The sequence below is a fragment of the Methylacidiphilum infernorum V4 genome, from assembly GCF_000019665.1.
In the GTDB taxonomy this organism is placed as follows: domain Bacteria; phylum Verrucomicrobiota; class Verrucomicrobiia; order Methylacidiphilales; family Methylacidiphilaceae; genus Methylacidiphilum; species Methylacidiphilum infernorum.
On the sequence record NC_010794.1, the window covers coordinates 1,394,274 to 1,410,752 of the forward strand.

The 16,479-nt window shown below is 46.2% G+C and carries 15 protein-coding genes and 1 tRNA gene; all 16 read right to left on the minus strand.

Annotated features, from left to right (window positions below; translation table 11 throughout):
* Positions 1 to 12 precede the first annotated feature (12 nt).
* Positions 13 to 777: a hypothetical protein gene (locus MINF_RS06595; protein ID WP_048810230.1), complete on the minus strand. Its 765-nt coding sequence runs from the start codon at positions 775 to 777 to the stop codon at positions 13 to 15.
* 65 nt (positions 778 to 842) lie between these two features.
* Positions 843 to 914, minus strand: a tRNA-Cys gene (locus MINF_RS06600).
* Positions 915 to 959: 45 nt separating this feature from the next.
* Entirely contained in the window at positions 960 to 1,685 is a 726-nt protein-coding gene (locus tag MINF_RS06605; RefSeq protein ID WP_238523457.1) for a tetratricopeptide repeat protein, read from the minus strand.
* Between the two features lie 11 nt (positions 1,686 to 1,696).
* The gene (gene pgl, locus MINF_RS06610; protein ID WP_012463831.1) at positions 1,697 to 2,389 is read right to left on the minus strand and encodes a 6-phosphogluconolactonase; all 693 of its coding nucleotides are present in this window, start codon (positions 2,387 to 2,389) and stop codon (positions 1,697 to 1,699) included.
* 602 nt (positions 2,390 to 2,991) lie between these two features.
* The gene (gene zwf / locus MINF_RS06625) at positions 2,992 to 4,557 is read right to left on the minus strand and encodes a glucose-6-phosphate dehydrogenase (RefSeq protein ID WP_148205179.1); all 1,566 of its coding nucleotides are present in this window, start codon (positions 4,555 to 4,557) and stop codon (positions 2,992 to 2,994) included.
* Between the two features lie 139 nt (positions 4,558 to 4,696).
* On the minus strand, positions 4,697 to 5,395 hold the full coding sequence (locus MINF_RS06630) for a hypothetical protein (RefSeq protein ID WP_012463834.1): 699 nt from the start codon (positions 5,393 to 5,395) through the stop codon (positions 4,697 to 4,699).
* Positions 5,396 to 5,478: 83 nt separating this feature from the next.
* Positions 5,479 to 6,309, minus strand: coding sequence for a bacterial ammonia monooxygenase, subunit AmoC (gene amoC, locus MINF_RS06635; protein WP_048810233.1), 831 nt, complete (start codon positions 6,307 to 6,309; stop codon positions 5,479 to 5,481).
* A gap of 308 nt (positions 6,310 to 6,617) precedes the next feature.
* The gene (locus MINF_RS11850) at positions 6,618 to 7,010 is read right to left on the minus strand and encodes an RNA-guided endonuclease InsQ/TnpB family protein (RefSeq protein ID WP_274377021.1); all 393 of its coding nucleotides are present in this window, start codon (positions 7,008 to 7,010) and stop codon (positions 6,618 to 6,620) included.
* A gap of 19 nt (positions 7,011 to 7,029) precedes the next feature.
* Positions 7,030 to 7,590, minus strand: a complete 561-nt coding sequence (locus tag MINF_RS11855; RefSeq protein ID WP_274377008.1) for an RNA-guided endonuclease InsQ/TnpB family protein — start codon at positions 7,588 to 7,590, stop codon at positions 7,030 to 7,032.
* On the minus strand, positions 7,472 to 7,837 hold the full coding sequence (locus MINF_RS11720) for a helix-turn-helix domain-containing protein (RefSeq protein ID WP_238523458.1): 366 nt from the start codon (positions 7,835 to 7,837) through the stop codon (positions 7,472 to 7,474). Before MINF_RS11720 ends, MINF_RS11855 begins: the two co-directional genes overlap by 119 nt.
* 1,409 nt (positions 7,838 to 9,246) lie before the next feature.
* Complete coding sequence (gene amoB, locus MINF_RS06660) at positions 9,247 to 10,509, minus strand: bacterial ammonia monooxygenase, subunit AmoB (RefSeq protein ID WP_238523459.1); 1,263 nt, start codon at positions 10,507 to 10,509, stop codon at positions 9,247 to 9,249.
* 98 nt (positions 10,510 to 10,607) lie between these two features.
* Positions 10,608 to 11,345 carry a bacterial ammonia monooxygenase, subunit AmoA gene (amoA, locus tag MINF_RS06665; protein ID WP_012463843.1) on the minus strand — a complete coding sequence of 246 codons (738 nt, stop codon included), beginning with the start codon at positions 11,343 to 11,345 and terminating at the stop codon, positions 10,608 to 10,610.
* 70 nt (positions 11,346 to 11,415) lie between these two features.
* Positions 11,416 to 12,246, minus strand: a complete 831-nt coding sequence (amoC, locus tag MINF_RS06670; protein WP_012463844.1) for a bacterial ammonia monooxygenase, subunit AmoC — start codon at positions 12,244 to 12,246, stop codon at positions 11,416 to 11,418.
* A 528-nt stretch (positions 12,247 to 12,774) separates the two neighbouring features.
* Positions 12,775 to 14,052, minus strand: a complete 1,278-nt coding sequence (gene amoB / locus MINF_RS06675; RefSeq protein ID WP_012463845.1) for a bacterial ammonia monooxygenase, subunit AmoB — start codon at positions 14,050 to 14,052, stop codon at positions 12,775 to 12,777.
* 29 nt (positions 14,053 to 14,081) lie between these two features.
* A complete protein-coding gene (gene amoA, locus MINF_RS06680) occupies positions 14,082 to 14,819 on the minus strand; it encodes a bacterial ammonia monooxygenase, subunit AmoA (protein WP_048810495.1) in 738 nt (245 codons plus the stop codon).
* Positions 14,820 to 14,903: 84 nt separating this feature from the next.
* Positions 14,904 to 15,731 carry a bacterial ammonia monooxygenase, subunit AmoC gene (amoC, locus tag MINF_RS06685; protein WP_012463847.1) on the minus strand — a complete coding sequence of 276 codons (828 nt, stop codon included), beginning with the start codon at positions 15,729 to 15,731 and terminating at the stop codon, positions 14,904 to 14,906.
* Between the last annotated feature and the right edge of the window lie 748 nt (positions 15,732 to 16,479).

Below are 16,479 nucleotides of genomic sequence, written 5' to 3' on the forward strand. Positions count from 1 at the left end.
AAAGTCAGGGTCTTAGGTCCTTATGCGTATATCCCTGTATGCCGCCCATCCGATCAAGCTAAAAGGAACAAGTTGAAAGAGAAAAAAAAGAATGACTAAAAGGCTTCGAGACAAAACGACCAGCTTGCCCATTTGGGCATCCAGTATAGAGATAAGATAATAGGTGACCACGTTTAATGCCCTATCCACCGGGTAAACTTGGGGGCTGTTCAAAAAAAAGTTATTCATGTCTTGAAGCAAGACCCGGCTCGGAATGGCAATATCCGGACGGATGATTAAAGAAAGAGCCGGGTGGTTTTTTGTAAAATCATTGGCAGCATTCCTTGCATAGATATCGGCAACGATAGCCCTGGAGTAAGGATCGACCAAGGGCACAAACTGCGCTTGAGGAGGAGGGAGAAACCTTTCTCTGCCGGCAGCCCTTACCGTCTCGTAAGCCTGGGCCAACGTCCGATCTTCCCACCGGGAATCCCTCAAGAGGTTAGCGGCCCAGCTCAAAACAACCGTCTTCCCTACCTCCTTCGAAAATTTCAAGGAAAAAAACAGGACGACAAATAGGGTTGTCGCCACCGCAGCCAGGCCACAAAAAAAATGATGGAGTGGGGTAGCTCTAAACTTGACATTCCACAAAAGGGTGTAGGTACTGGCAACAATCCAACAAAGGGCACCTAGGGCTATTCCAATAGCTAGAGAATACCAAAAAACGCCCAGCTCTTTAGAAAGCATGTAATGAAAAGAAGAATTCAGAAGCCAGTTGAATATCTTCAGGTAGATCATTTCACACAAAGGATGTTACCTATCCGCTGCATTTTTTCTATTCCATAACGACCTTGAAAGCACCGAGGCGGGGGTGGGAATCGAACCCACGCATAGGGCTTTTGCAGAGCCCGGCCTTACCACTTGGCTACCCCGCCTTTTATAAGGCCTTGGCCTGTAATTTTACTAAAGCAGCCCACAATTTAATCTAAAGTCTCTTTTTTGGCAAACAAGGATTCATAATCGTGAAGGTATTGGCTAAAAGCATCGTTACCATAAATGATTCGAGCCGTATCCAACAGGCTTTTTTCTTCATTATACTTTTTAAGCACCCGGCAAAGAGCTGCCTTGGCAAAATAATAGCCGGGAGAGGATTCATCAAATGCGCTTAAGCCCGCAATCAAGCTTTCTGCCGAATCCACCCTCCCCAAGCCTATCATGCAATAGATCCTCTTAAGAAGGATTTCTTTATTTGAAGAATCATGCAAAGCCGCCTGCTCAAATCGGTACAGGGCTTCCTTGTAATCTTTCTTGGCATAAAAAACTTCTCCCAAATACTGGTAGGCGGGACTATAATCGGGCTGGATCTTAAAAACCTTGTAAAGTTCCTTTTCCGCCTTGTTGTACTCCTTTTTTTGTAAAAATATTCGTGCTGCCAAGACTATCGCTCGTGGATCTTTAGGCTTTAATTCTTGAGCTTTTAGAATAGCCTTTTGCGCTTCGTCCACATTCAGCCTCTTGAAAGCAACTAATGCGTCTTGATAAGCTTGTGCAAAAAGGCCGTCATCCCCTTTCCCCAAATCGGCCCCTCCTACCCATTCTTTAAAAAAAAAAATCCCCAATACCAACTGCAGGAACACGGACGTTCTTTTTCCTGGAAAGCTTTTTCTTGCCATAGCTTGGTCGATCTCTTCTCTTTTTTTATTCACGGTAACATAAATCAAAAGGAAGGTTCTTTATTGAGCCAGATTAGCCATTGGTTCTTAACCGAGAGTCTTCCCGCGGGCAAATCAGTATTAGATAAAAGGATATTTTCGATCACTTTTTGTTTTTTCCTACCTGCAACCAAAAACCATGCTTGACGAGCCCGGTTGAGCAAAGGAAAGGTAAAAGTTAACCGGATCTGGCCATTCGATGGATTTGAAGTCACCGCTACATACCTGTTCTTTTCTTCCAAGGCTTCAGAGCCGGGGAAAAGGGAAGCCGTATGGCCATCCTCTCCAATACCCAATAAGACCAAGTCAAAAATAGGAGGATTACCGATTTTTTCTATCAGCAATTTTTCATAGAGAAAAGCGGCTTGTTGGGGATCCTCGGAAAGATGCCAGCCATAGAACTGGAATTTCTTAGAGATGTCGCCAAAAGCCCTTAAAATCATTCCTTCGTTGCTTTGGGGATCATTAACGGCAACCCAACGTTCATCTCCAAGCCAAAAACAGATTTTTTCCCACGGTAAATCTTCTTTGGTTAGCCGCTCATAAAAGGAAAAAGGAGTTTTTCCCCCCGATAAAGCGACATGACAGAGAAGGGCGTTTGACAAGGAACTCTCTACGATTTTTTTAAAAGAAGCGCAGAGATAATTCAACCACTCTTGCTCACCTTCGAAAATTACCGTCTCTATCCGTTTCATCATCGTCTTTCCGCGCTTGATGCCCCAGCATTCAGGCGGGGGAGGAAAGTGCGGCCTCCGTCGGTTAGGGCTCCCCCGGCAGCCTTGAGGGAGCCATTTTTCCCGCCCTTACGGGCCTTGTTAGGCGCTCCTTGCGGGGCGTCTCCCCTCGGGAATGTTGCATGCCTGCCGTATGCCGGAGTCCGCCAGCTCCCTTGCTCTTGTGGTCGGCTGCAACTCTGGCTTCGAGAGGTTGGGACTTTAGGAAGCATCCCAACGTCGGTCTTTTGCTCTCCATGCAACGTAGCGGACTAGGTAGCGCTTTCCCTGGTCAACCTGAGCCTGCGCTTACCCGCAAGCCCCGCCCTAAAGGGCGGGATGGTTGACGAGTTGATGGAGTACCGTTGCGTCAGACTTACTCATTCCAGCTCAAACAGGAACAAAGCTGACAGACTTACTCATTGAGGCCGGATGCAGCGCCATCTTCCAACAGTAGCCAGAGCCTTCCTCTCCACAGGCCTGCCTTCCGGCGGAACTCGCCGTAGCGCCGGTTATTTCGGTTAACACAATGTAAAACGTACAGGAAAAATCAAGAAAGATCAACTCATGAATCAACTGTTCAAACCCTAACTTTCTCCATCCCCTATGTCTTCTTCTTCTTTTGGAGGGGGGCCCCAATACCTCCCCTCTCTACGCAACAGCTCATCTGCTTCGACAGGTCCCATTGAGCCTGGAGCATACAGGGGGATAGCATCACACTCTTCCTCATTCCAAGCATTTCTTAGGGCATCGATAATTTTCCAGGCATATTCTACTTCATCGGAACGGGTAAAGAGGGTGGATTCTCCGGCCAGGGCATCAAGGAGTAATCTTTCATAGGCCTCGGGAAAATAATGCCCTCCATATCTTCGGTAGTAGAAATCCATTTTGGCTTCTTCGAGAGCGGGTTGATTAGGGACTTTAGTATTAAAAAGAAGGTGTATGCCTTCGTTGGGTTGAATCCTGATCTTTAACCAATTCCTGGCCACTTTCTTGGTGCTGTTTGCAAATAAAACGCAAGGGGGACGATTGAAAACAATGCATATTTCACTAAATTGTTTAGCCAGGGCTTTTCCTGTTCTTAAATAGAAAGGGACTCCACTCCACCTCCAATTATCCACTTCTAGTTTTACGCAAACATAGGTTTCCGTTAAAGATTTTCTTGATACTTTATCTTCTTCCCTGTAGGCTTTAACGGTTTTTCCTCCTAGTATCCCGGGTCCGTACTGGGCTCGAACACTATTGCGTAACCATTCCTCTGAAGACGGAATAGGAACGGATTTTAAAACTTTTACTTTCTCATCCCTAATCGATTCTGCTTCTAAAGAAGCCGGGGGTTCCATGGCAATGAGACTAAAAAGTTGCATGAGGTGATTCTGCAACATGTCTCGGGATGCACCCGCAGAATCATAATATTCACCACGGCTCCCTATAGTCTGGGTTTCTGCAACCGTTATCTGGATATGATCGATATATTTACGATCCCATAAAGGTTCAAAAATCGAATTGCCAAACCTAAAGTAAAGAAGATTTTGTACCGTTTCTTTCCCCAAGTAATGATCGATACGATAAATGCTCTTTTCGGGAAAATATTTTTGGAGAATGGCATTCAGTTCTCTGGCGGAATTTAAATCTGTCCCAAAAGGTTTTTCTACGATTAGCCTTCTATGTTCTAGCTCTCCGGCTCTTGGATTCAACCCCGCCTTGGCTAAATTTTCAGCCACGATTGCAAAATATTTTGGGGCTGTAGCCAGATAATAAAGAAAGTTTCCTTTATAAAACTTGGCGTCGGGCAATGTTTCCAAAAAGTGGGCTAACTTGACATAGTCTTCAGGATTGGCAAGGTCTCCCTGTAGATAAAACAAGTTTTGTTCTAACCATTGCCAAACACCCAGATCAATAGGGTGTGTATGTGAGTAATCCTCAAGGGCTTGTTTCAAAAGAATTCTAAATTCTTTTTCACTATAAGGTCTTCGGGCAAACCCAATTATGGCAAAATGCTCGGGGAGTCGATTATGCAACCGGAGATGATAAAAAGCAGGAATAATTTTTCTTTGCGTTAAATCCCCCGTCGCTCCAAAAATAACGACAGCCGTAGGATTGATTTTGGGAACAGCCGCCATGGCCATACGGCTGGTTTTTGAGCTGACCATAAAAGCTTCTTATTTTGTTGATTTAGATAAGATCCTTTCTTTACTTAAAAAGGAAAAACCTGAAAAGGGAACAAAAAGAATTGCCCACCCGTTTTTCTTTTTTTTATCGAAAGGAAAGCAAGGATAAAACGCTTAGCCTTTATTCGGCTTCTTCATCATCCTCTGCCATCTTTTTCATTCTCCATTTAACCAGGAAGGAACGCTCATCATAAAGAAGGAAACTCACAATAAAGGTTAAGAGAAGCAATCCCATGCCCCATGAAGCCACCCATCCAAGGGTATATTTCTGCATGCCCACGGCTAAAGGGAACACGAAATCGATATCTTGGGCGAGCTGATCCTGGGTAATGGACTCGACTTTATTCAAAAGTTCTTCGGAAGCCGATCGGGGAACATGAAGGATAATTTTATAACGGCCGGGATGACTAAATTTTACGGGAATGGTAGCGATTCCATTGGCATAAACGGTTGGAGGAATAGCAGTCGTTACACGATGCAACGGCTCTTCATAGATTTCAATGCGGACCGGGGTATGGTTAAGAACATTTTGAACGCTATACAAATCGAAGACAAGGGTCATATCCCCAACAAAGGGGACTTCATGGCAATAAACCGTGCCGCATTTTTCAAGATCGGTAAGCTTGGAATGGGGAAAAACATCCATGTGAATGGCAAAATCACCTTTCTTCTGAATCGGACACAAAGGTTTTGAAGGAATAAACCTGCCATGGGCCCATCCAGAGGAGAAGCATAGGAAAAAAGAAAAGAAAAACGCGACTAAGAGAGTAGCCCAATTAAACCGATTTTTATTCTTGCTTTTTTTTAGAAAATTTTTCATCTTTTTTACCTCTAATTATCCTAGAGAAGGTGGAGCGGGAAGCCCCGGTGATAATAATAAGCTTCCCGCCCTTTTTTTTCAACTTATATTTCGCACAATTCCATTTTTGTTACTTTCTCTGGCTCATTTAACACAACCGCTGGAGCAGTAGCCGGCTTGCCATAGTAGACCTGCTTGATCAGTTCTAACACTCTTGGGCAAGCTTGTAGCCACGTTCCCAGGATAGCCAGAGCTCCCCAGCCAAACATGACGAATCCCCAGTGCAAGGGTGCCACAAACAGCTCTTCCATGAACCAACGGGTATGACCGAATTCGTTCAATCCCACGTTGGGGAATATCATCAAGGGAGAGCCTACCAGCACCGCATAGGGCACGGAAAAGGCCCTAGCATAGGCAGGAAGTCTCGTCATCGCATACACCATCGATCCTACCCCAGCTATAATATAAATAGGATAGCTCTGGTAGAACTCGATGATGTGGCTAGGTGTGAAGTCCGTATCCCTTATCACCGTCTGATGCCATGTGCCGTCCTGCTCTGTGTAGTAGCTCGCTCCCCAGTACAAGAGCACGGTATAAACCACCACAAATAACCCCAGGTTCCAATACCGCCTCAACTCCTCTGCAGGAGCAAGATTTTCCATCGCACGATCCCTGGTCACCCATAACCAGGAGCAGAGCGCGATGAGCGTGGTCGGCTCGAGAATCAGCTCGGTATAAAGAATACTCATCCAATAGGTTTGATACTGCGGAGTAAAGTAGTCCAATCCCTTGGCTATGGCAAAGGTCCGCTCATAGACGTTAACGGCGATTTCAAACACCGTTATGACCGCCAGAGCGATCCATAGGTTTTTCCAAGAGAAGGCTGACTTCTCCGGTATGGATATCGATACCGTTTGCGTTGTCGCTTGTGCCATTTATCAACCTCCTTTTTTTTGTCTCCATTCTTCTAGGGAGACTAGTGAAAATGAAATCAATTAAATTTAGGATTCAAACAATCTTTTCCTGTATTTATAATTAGGCAGTTTTCCGTATTCCTAGTAGAATACATAAATTTTTTATCGTTGTTTAAATTAAAATGCTTTTTATTATCTGGAAATGTTCTTAATATGTTTGTTATTATTAATATTAATATTATATGTATATTAGATATACTTATTATTTTATGAAATATTTTTTTGCTTCTGGCTAATTTATAACAGGTTATGACTCCGTTCCGTCAGACTTACTCATTCCTGCTCAGCCATCGACAAAGCTGACTTCCTGCTTCGTCGAGGCGGTTTCGCTTGGCGCAAAACGCCAAGCCAGAGCCTTCCTCTCCACAGGCGTAACTTCCGGCGGAACTCGCCGTAGCGAGCGCTAGGCGCTCAAGATTTTTTGCCGCGTTCAGGTCGCGGTCGTGGATCGCACCGCAGGCCGGACAAGTCCACTCCCGCGCCGACAGCGGCAAGGTTTCCAACTCGTACCCGCACGCCGAACATGTCTTGCTGCTGGCGTAGAACCGATCCGCAACCACCACCACGCTTCCCCGCATCGCGGCCTTGTACTCCAGCTGCCGCCGGAACTCGAAGAAACTAATGTCTGCGATGGAACGGGCAAGATGCCGGCTGCCCATCATGCCACGCACGTTCAGGTCCTCAGGCGCCGATGAGTGAAAACCGACGCGTGAGGCCGGCCGACAGCTTGTGCAGGGCGTCCATGCGGCTGTTGGCGATTCGAGCGTGTAGCCTAGCCAGCTTTACCTTGGCCTTTCGCCGGTTGGCCGATCCCTTAGCCTTGCGCGAGAGGCTCCGCGAGAGCCTGCGCAAGCGGCCCAGCCGCGCCTTGTGCGGCTTGGGGCCAGGCACCTTTTCCCCAGTCGAGAGCGTTGCCAGCGCGGTCAGGCCCAAGTCCACACCCACCGCGCCTTGGTTCTCGGCTTTGGGTAGCTGCAGCTCGGGCGCGTAGACTGTGATGCTGGCGAACCATCGGTCGGCCACCCGGGAGACCGTGGCCGACATGATCTTGCCGGTGAAGCGCAACGGCTCGCGCATGCGCACCCAGCCAAGATTCGGGATGCGAATGCGGCAGCCGTCAACCTCAAACTGGTCGTTGGTGAGCGTGAACCGGTCGTGGATACCTTTCCTGCGAAAGGTTGGGTATCTGGCACGTCCGGCGAAAAAGTTCTGGAATGCCTTTCCCAGCTGAATAATCGCCATCTGCGGCGCGCACTTGGTGACTTCGAGCAGACACGGGGAACTGCTCGCGCTTGACGCTGTTGAGCTGGCGGCGCAAGGAATACTGAGTCGGTTTTGGCAATGTGTTGTCGGCCTTCCATGCCTCGTACTGCTTTTGCCACTGCTCCAGCGCCCAGTTGTAAGCGAAGCGTGCCGTGCCCGCAGCTTTTGCGAAATAGGTCGCCTGCGCGTTGTTCGGATCAAGGGCGATTTTGTGGGAAATCAGCATTGCGATACCTTAAGATTATCCCTGTTTTTATAGGATCCAACGCTTTCGTGTCTCCTGTTGCCTTTCCGTTCCCAACGCTTCAACACTTGGGCACAGACACCAAGAAACTTGGCGGCTTCGTGGATACCTGCCAGTTAGCGTTTTATGTGTGAAATATTCACAAAAGGCAGGAATAAGCAAGTATTACATTAATTGTTCAAGCCCTTGTCCATTGACGATATGCACGGTTCATTTCCGAATAAAGATAAAAGAAATTCACCTGTCTCTTTTCTTCCAGTTCCTTAAAGGATAGGGAAATGAACCGAGAGCTGGATTTTAGGGGTTTTCTTATCAGCATTCTCAAGCCTGTTTCCATTTTTGCATATAATCCGATCTCTTCCCAAGCCCGATTCTCAGCTTGCCTTCCTTTTGCAGCCAGCCTTTCGATTTAAAAGTAAGGGATGGAGATAGGCGACCGAGGATTGGGGAAAAAACCCAAAATTCTGTAAACCCGCAGGAAAGGCCGGTTAAATTGATCAAATCCCGATAGGCCTCTTAAAAATTAACTTATCCAAGATCTCCAATTACCCTGCAGGGCTTCTTCCTTTCTACTTCATCCTATGGTCATTACTCTTGCTGATTGGCCGACTCATAGCCATTCCCACTTCCAGGGTCGTTTTCCCGCATAGGTTTTATCCAAGAAAAAAATCTTACCCAATAAATCAACCATTCCTCGATAATGAAAAAAGAAAGGCAAAAGATCGCCCTATCCTCATCATAACCAAGCTAAATCCCATTTTTATCTCGCGTACCCCGGTCATGGCGGAGGTCAAAGAAATTCAAGGGTATTTTAGCTGGATAGGCTTTCAATGAATCGATTTTCTTTTTGTGGAGATGTACAACCGCAAGCCTCTAAGCTAAGAAAAAAGAACAACCCTTCTTTCCTATGTCCCTTGAGGACAGTTGTCTGCTAGGGTTTCGATCCTTTTCTCCGTTAGTCCCCGGTAGAGGATGATGTTAAAGGATATAATCAAAGAAACCAAGAGCAGCTCAAAAGCTAATACGCAATAAGAAGATGCTCAACAAAAAAATCCTTGCTAAGGATTATTATCGAAAAATAGGAAAACGGTATTTGAACTTGACACCTTCAAGGCTATATCGAAATGGCGGCTCTAGGTTCTATCCCCTTAAGCGCCTCTATTGCAAAAACAAAGCCCTGCTGCTTACCGGGTCCGCCCATTCAGCCGATTTTTCATAGAATGGAGGGAAAAAAATTCACAAGGGCCTATTTATTTTAGATTAAATTGACATACCAAAGCCCTAATTGGGTAGATATGGGTCCAAGCCGTTTAAGTCAAAAAAAAAAAGCCCACCTTCGTTATGAAGGTGGGCTTTCAACCACTAAGCGAATCTTATGGTTTTTCTATACTTTACATGCCTCCGCCAATTCCTGCACCAAACTTGGGAATGACGATCTGGTCGGCAATAGCATAGACTTGCCTTGTGCCGGAAGTATCCGAGAAGAACAGAAGTCCCCCAAATCGGTTCGTGGATTCATGATACAGGGTCAACCTCTGGTTTTCCCACTCGGCGCTCTGCATCGATACTTCCAATGTCTTGGTCTCCCCGGGGTTAATCGGTTCCGAAGGCTTGACGATCACAGCTCCCCCATTGACTTCAGGGTAGTTTTCATTCCAAGTGTTACCGGGAACATCGGGATTTAAAAACCTGACGTTAGCCGTTAAAAACTCCTTCAAAACGACAGGCTTGTCCCCAACATTCTTCACTTGGATATGGAAAGACAACGTTCTTCCCGGAACATCATAGGTAGCATCGGTGACTTCAGCTTGTATTATGGAGGGTTCAGGCGGCAGCGGCTTAATATAGTACTTGGTTTCCTGGATAGGAATGGTAATAGGATACTGTGCCTTGGTAATCATAGCCGCCGCAGCGACAAGGACTATTGTCCCAATGGTGAAAAGGAAACAGACCTGTCTGTCCATCGGACTGAACAGATCCTCTTTTCTACCCGCAGCTACAAGCCCCAGCCTCCTTGTAAAGGGCTTAGAGCACCAATACACAAGCCATGCCACGGCAACAGCCGACGTCAATAATGTCCACATGATCATGCGGGCTTCCCCGTAATTTTCCAGGTCGATCGTGTTGCCAAGAAGGGTCTTTACAGGATTCGTAAAACCCGAGTAAGATCCCTCGATCGTTAGGTATTCCTCGGGCCCAATGAATGGTCCCGCCTCCTCCATGCTCAACATCGGCCCTACCGGCCAAATGCCAGGGTAACGAGCTTGGTTGACCATTTTATACTCGTATACCCCGCCTTTTTCCAAGACCACCGAGTTAAACTGGAAATACTTTTCGTTAACGAAAATGGCTTTCCTCAGTACTTGGGGTCCAGGAACAAAGAAGTTAAAAAAGGATATTCCCGAAAAAGGAATTTCCTGCGGCCATGTCGGCATGAGCATCACTTTTCCGGTGCAAGTGAATTCATCCCCTACTTTAACCCGGTTACCAGGAGTAAAGGAAAACCGGGTATCGAAAAAGGTGACGGTACGCATCCTCAAGAATGCTTCTTGAGATTTAGCCCCCATTCCCTGCACGGCGAAAAGAGATGACAGAGGAGTTAACATCAGCCCGGAGAGTAAAAGGACTCCACCCATTCTGACTATTTTTTTCATCCCTGTTTCTTTGTTGAATTTTTTCACTTCAATTTCTCCTTATAAAGAGGGGAAGAGGAGTCTAAAGCCGGCTCTTCCCCTCGCCACTTTTAAACGCTTTACACCTTCGAATGCTTGATAAACTTCGTCCACCCGAAGAAGTATCCGAAGTACCACCAGATAAAGTACATGATTACCGAACAGAAACCCGAGAAGAATGCCGATACCCCAAGAACACCACCGGCAAAGCTTCTCATCGTTCCCGTCTCAACCATGCGGATGTACTCAGGAGTGGATGTTCGGATATACTCGTACTGGATGAGGTCTGCCACGCTCATGAGTTGTCCATAGTATTCCACAGGGACGTGGTATGGAGCAATCATTGGCCAATTGGAAGGATAGAAAAGCCATCCCCAAAGCTCTCCCCCGATAAGAGCGGTCACAACGAAGTTATTGGTTATCATCAATACGCCGTCCAGGACGATCGCCTGCGGAAGGAGAGTTTCAGGAAATACGAAATTCAGAGGATAGTGTGTCCAACCCCAGAAATTCCAATACCTATTCATCCACTGGCCAAAAAACAATCCCGCACAGCTGAATGTCGCTCCTATAGGCGCTTTAAATTTCGTCCACAAGATCGCCTGGCATGCTGCCGGGAATGTTATATCCATAATGGGCGCTACTACCGGCCACCACATCCTGTCTTTCCAATCTATCCAAAACGACCAGTCGCCAGCCGTCAACATCTGGTGAATGTGAAAGCCGGAAAGTATCGCCAGAAACATCGAAACAAGAACAACTATGTCGAATTTTCTTTCTAGTGCCCTTGCTTCAGCTTCTGCAGCTACTTGTTGCATTTTTTCCTCCTTTCCTCTGAAGTGGCGGGTAAATCACCCGCCACTCCATTCGAATCCTTTTGTTAAGTAATCAGATTTCGCAAAGAGCCGGATCCGCAGCTTTTTCAGGGTCGTTTAACACAACCGCTGGAGCAGTAGCCGGCTTGCCATAGTAGACCTGTTTGATCAGTTCTACTACTCTTGGACAAATCTGAAGCCATGTTCCCAGGATAGCCAGAGCTCCCCAGCCAAACATGACGAATCCCCAGTGCAAGGGTGCCACAAACAGCTCTTCCATGAACCAACGGGTATGACCGAATTCGTTCAATCCCACGTTGGGGAATATCATCAAGGGAGAGCCTACCAGCACCGCATAGGGCACGGAAAAGGCTTTCGCATATTGAGGAAGCCTCGTCATCGCATACACCATCGATCCTACTCCAGCTACAATATAGATTGGATAGCTCTGGTAGAACTCGATGATGTGGCTAGGTGTGAAGTCCGTATCCCTTATCACCGTCTGATGCCATGTGCCGTCCTGCTCTGTGTAGTAGCTCGCTCCCCAGTACAAGAGCACGGTATAAACCACCACAAATAACCCCAGGTTCCAATACCGCTTCAACTCCTCTGCAGGAGCAAGATTTTCCATCGCACGATCCCTGGTCACCCATAACCAGGAGCAGAGCGCGATGAGCGTGGTCGGCTCAAGAATCAGCTCGGTATAAAGGATGCTCATCCAATAGGTCTGATACTGCGGAGTAAAGTAGTCCAATCCCTTGGCTATAGCAAAGGTCCGCTCATAGACGTTAACGGCGAGTTCAAAGGCCGTGATTATCGCCAGAGCGATCCATAAGTTTTTCCAAGAGAAGGCTGACCTCTCCGGTATGGATATCGATACCGTTTGCGTTGTCGCTTGTGCCATTTATCAACCTCCTTTTTACCGATTGTTGTTTTTTAACCAGGATGGGGCATTTTTTGGCTATTTTGACTAAGGAATAGCCACTTCCCTACTGCCTAACCCTTTCCTCCCCATCCTTTGACATTCCAAGTTAAGATTTGCTAACTCGAATGTTCATGGCAACCGTAACTCATCATTCTCTTCCCTGACAATTAGACCATAATCGGTAATGTGTCTAATGTATATGCTGTAGAGCAATTAATATATTTTCCTATCATCATTCAGATTTATTTATAAAGAACTATAAATAATATTAATATATTCCCTTTTTAGACGATTTTCTTATTCTTTTTAAACCATTAGATATTTTAATATATTTTTCAGCCTCTATTTTTCTTATTCTTTTCATTAAAAAATTCCTTTTTTTAAGGGAATTCCCATGGTCATTTCACCGCCTATCAAGGAGACGGCTGGAGTCGAGAAGATAAAAAAACCCTTCCTCAAAAAAAATTCGAGGAAGGGTTTTACCGAACGATTTTGACTCTTGAAGGATTACATTCCTCCACCAAATCTTGGAATGACGATCTGATCGGCAATAGCATAGATCTGTCTTGTTCCACTAGGATCGGTAAAGAAGAGAAGTCCTCCAAACCGGTTGGTCGTTTCATGATACATGGTCAGCCTTTGGTTTTCCCATTCGGCACTCTGCATCGATACTTCCAATGTTTTGGATTCTCCCGGGTTAATCGGTTCTGATGGACTGACTTTCATTGGTCCGCCGTTGACTTCAGGAAAGGTAGGATTCCAATTATTTCCAGGAATATCCGGATTTAAAAACCGCACGTTGGCCGTGAGGAATTCCTTCAACACCACCGGCTTATCCCCGATATTTTTAACCTGGATATGAAAGGATAGCGTTCTGGCCGGAACGTCATAGGTAGCATCGGTGACTTCCGCTTGGATCAACGTGGGTTCAGGAGGAAGGGGCTTAATATAATACTTGGTCTCCTGGATGGGAATGGTCACCGGGTACTGGGCCTTGGTAATCATTGCCGCCGCGGCAACAAGGACAATGGTTCCTACAGTAAACAGAAAACAAACCTGCCTATCCATGGGATTAAACAGTTCTTCCTTTCTGCCGGCAGCAACAAGACCTAACCTCCGGGTGAAGGGCTTGGATAGCCAATAGACTAACCAGGCCACGCCAACAAAAGTCGTTAACAACGTCCAACTGATCATTCGTGCTGTTCCATAGTTTTCCAGGTCCACGGTGTTGCCCAGCAGTGTCTTGATCGGGTTGGTAAACCGGCTATTCGTACCCTCTATGGTCAGGAATTCTTCGGGGCCGATAAAAGGACCCGCTTCTTCCATGCTCAGCATCGGCCCCATGGGATAGGTCCCAGGGTTTCTTGCTTGCAATACCATCTTGTAGGCATAGGTTCCCCCTTTTTCCAAGACCACCGAGTTGAACTGGAAATACTTTTCGTTCACCCAAATGGCTTTTCTCAATACTTGAGGCCCGGGAACAAAGAAATTGAAAAAGGAGATCCCCGAAAAAGGAATTTCCTGCGGCCACGTCGGCATGAGCATGACTTTACCGGTGCAAGTAAACTCATCCCCCACTTTAACCCGATTTGTGGGTGCAAAAGAAAACTGGGTGTCATAAAATACAACGGTCCGCATTCTTAAAAAAGCCTCCTGGGATTTTGCCCCCATGCCTTGAACCGCAAAGCTGCTCGAGGAAAAACAACCGGCTAATGCACCCCCAACGGTCAAAGCCAAAAGTATTTTTTTTATCTTTCTCTTTCCACTTCCTATCGCAGAATTCATTTTTCAACCTCCATTTGATTGGTTCTCTGCTAAACCGCAGCGTGTTTGACAAACTTCGTAGATCCGAAGAACTTTCCGAAAAACCACCACAAAAAGTACATGCAGGTGGAAACAAACCCGGAAAAGAAGGCCGACACTCCCAATACGCCTCCCGCAAAGCTCCTCATCGTTCCCGTTTCTACCATGCGAATGTATTCAGGAGTGGAGGTCCGAATATACTCGTATTGGATCAGATCGGCCATGCTCATCAGTTGCCCGTAATATTCAACGGGCACATGGTAGGGAGCGATCATGGGCCAGTTTGCCGGATAAAAAAGCCAACCCCAAAGTTCTCCTCCGACAAGGGCGGTAACGACAAAATTATTGGAAATCATTAATACGCCGTCCAGGACGACAGCCTGGGGAATTAATGTTTCGGGGAACACGAAGTTGAGAGGATAGGTCCCCCAACCCCAAAAATTCCAATACCTATTCATCCACTGGCCAAAGAAAAGCCCAACGGTTGAAAAGGTCGCACCTATGGGCATCTTGAATCTCGTCCACAGGATTGACTGGATCGCTGCAGGAAAAGCGATATCGGCGATAGGGGCTACGACAGGCCACCACATTCTATCTTTCCAATCTATCCAAAAAGACCAGTCCCCGGCCAAAAGCATCTGGTGAATATGGTATCCTCCTATAAAGGCAAAAAACATCGAAACGATGACAACAATGTCGAACTTTCTTTCAAGAGCTCTTAATTCCACGTCCGCTTGCGCAAGTTGCATTTTTCCTCCCATCGAGTTTGCTTGAGGCGGGTTTCATTTACCCGCCTCCATTTTAATAGATTTGATTTTTTCTTCTGTGATCCCCTAGACTTCACAATAAGCCGGATCAGCCGCTTTTTGGGGCTCATCCATAACCCTTGCCGCCGGGGTTGCGGCCTTGCCCAGGTATACTTGCTTCATCAGCTCATACACTCTAGGACAAGCTTGAAGCCAAACCCCCATGATGGCCAAGGCCCCCCATCCAAAGGCCACGAATCCCCAATGCAACGGCGCCACGAAAAGTTCTTCCATGAACCACCGGGTATGGCCGAATTCATTCAGTCCCACATTGGGAAAGATCATCAAGGGTGATCCCACGAGCACCGCGTAGGGAATCGAAAAGGCCCTTGCGAACATGGGGAGCCTGGTAATGGCATACATAAAAGAGCCTACCCCCAAAATGATGTAGATGGGATAGCTCTGGTAAAATTCGATAATATGACTTGGGGTAAAATCGGTATCCCGAATAACGGTTTGATGCCAAGTCCCATCTTGCTCGGTAAAGTAACTGGCTCCCCAATAGATCGCCACCGTGTATACAACGATAAACAATCCCAGGTTCCAATACCTCCTGAGTTCTTCGACTGGGGAGATATTATCTAAATTTTTATCCCTGGTTATCCAGAGCCATGTGCAAACGGCGATGAAAGCCAAAGCTTCCAAAGCCAACTCTGCTAATAGAAGGTTCATCCAATAGGCTTGGTACTCAGGGGAGGTATAATCCAATCCTTTTGTAAAGGCAAAGGCTCGTTCATATAAGTTAACGAGGATATACCAACCGCTAAGCAACCCAACGCCCAGCCACATCCGATTCCACGAAAAAAGAGATCTTTCGGGAATCGCAATAGTTGTAGCCGCTGTAGTCTGCGCCATATCATTCCTCCTAGTTTATAGTTACGATTTAGTGTTTATATACCTTAATTAAAGTCTCCCTTTTCTATCGAGGGGGACTTATATAGCGAAGTCGGTATGCCAACCGTTCTTCTGTTGCAACCGTAATATTCTTACCGATTTGAAGCAATTGGTAATATGGAGGAAAAAAGAGGACAACAACCAAGGGAGGAATCCCCTTTAAAGGAGAGTTTAAAAACCCACGGAATTAGGACAAGATTAAAGGAACTATCCCGATAATCTTTTCTATCAATTAGTAAGAAATATTTATATACTATACTCCTACTCTTTTTAACTCTATTTATCCCATATATTTTTAAACAGTATTACCTTATAATATATGTTATATATATTGCATATATTTTAAGAATAACCTTGATTTTATTACTTAAAGACATCCTATAAAAATAAAAGGGATATGCCTCATCCATTTTTAGGCATATCCCTCAATATATTCTTCGCGATCCTCTGCTATCAAGAACCTGCGCAAATACAGGGTTTTCTTCCTGCCCCGACGGGTCTTGCTGGCCCCATTCGTATGGGGCAGGCCTGCCTTTCCCGGCTACATTCGGAGCGATTCCGGATGTAGCGCTACATTTGCTTGCTGCGGACTCGCCACGGGTAGGCAAACTGTTGTCGCCAGCCGTCCTGTGCTCATCGCACTTTCCATAATCACTCTATCACTCTTATACATTAATGCGGATGATGTGAAATACTTGAGTTTGGCTCC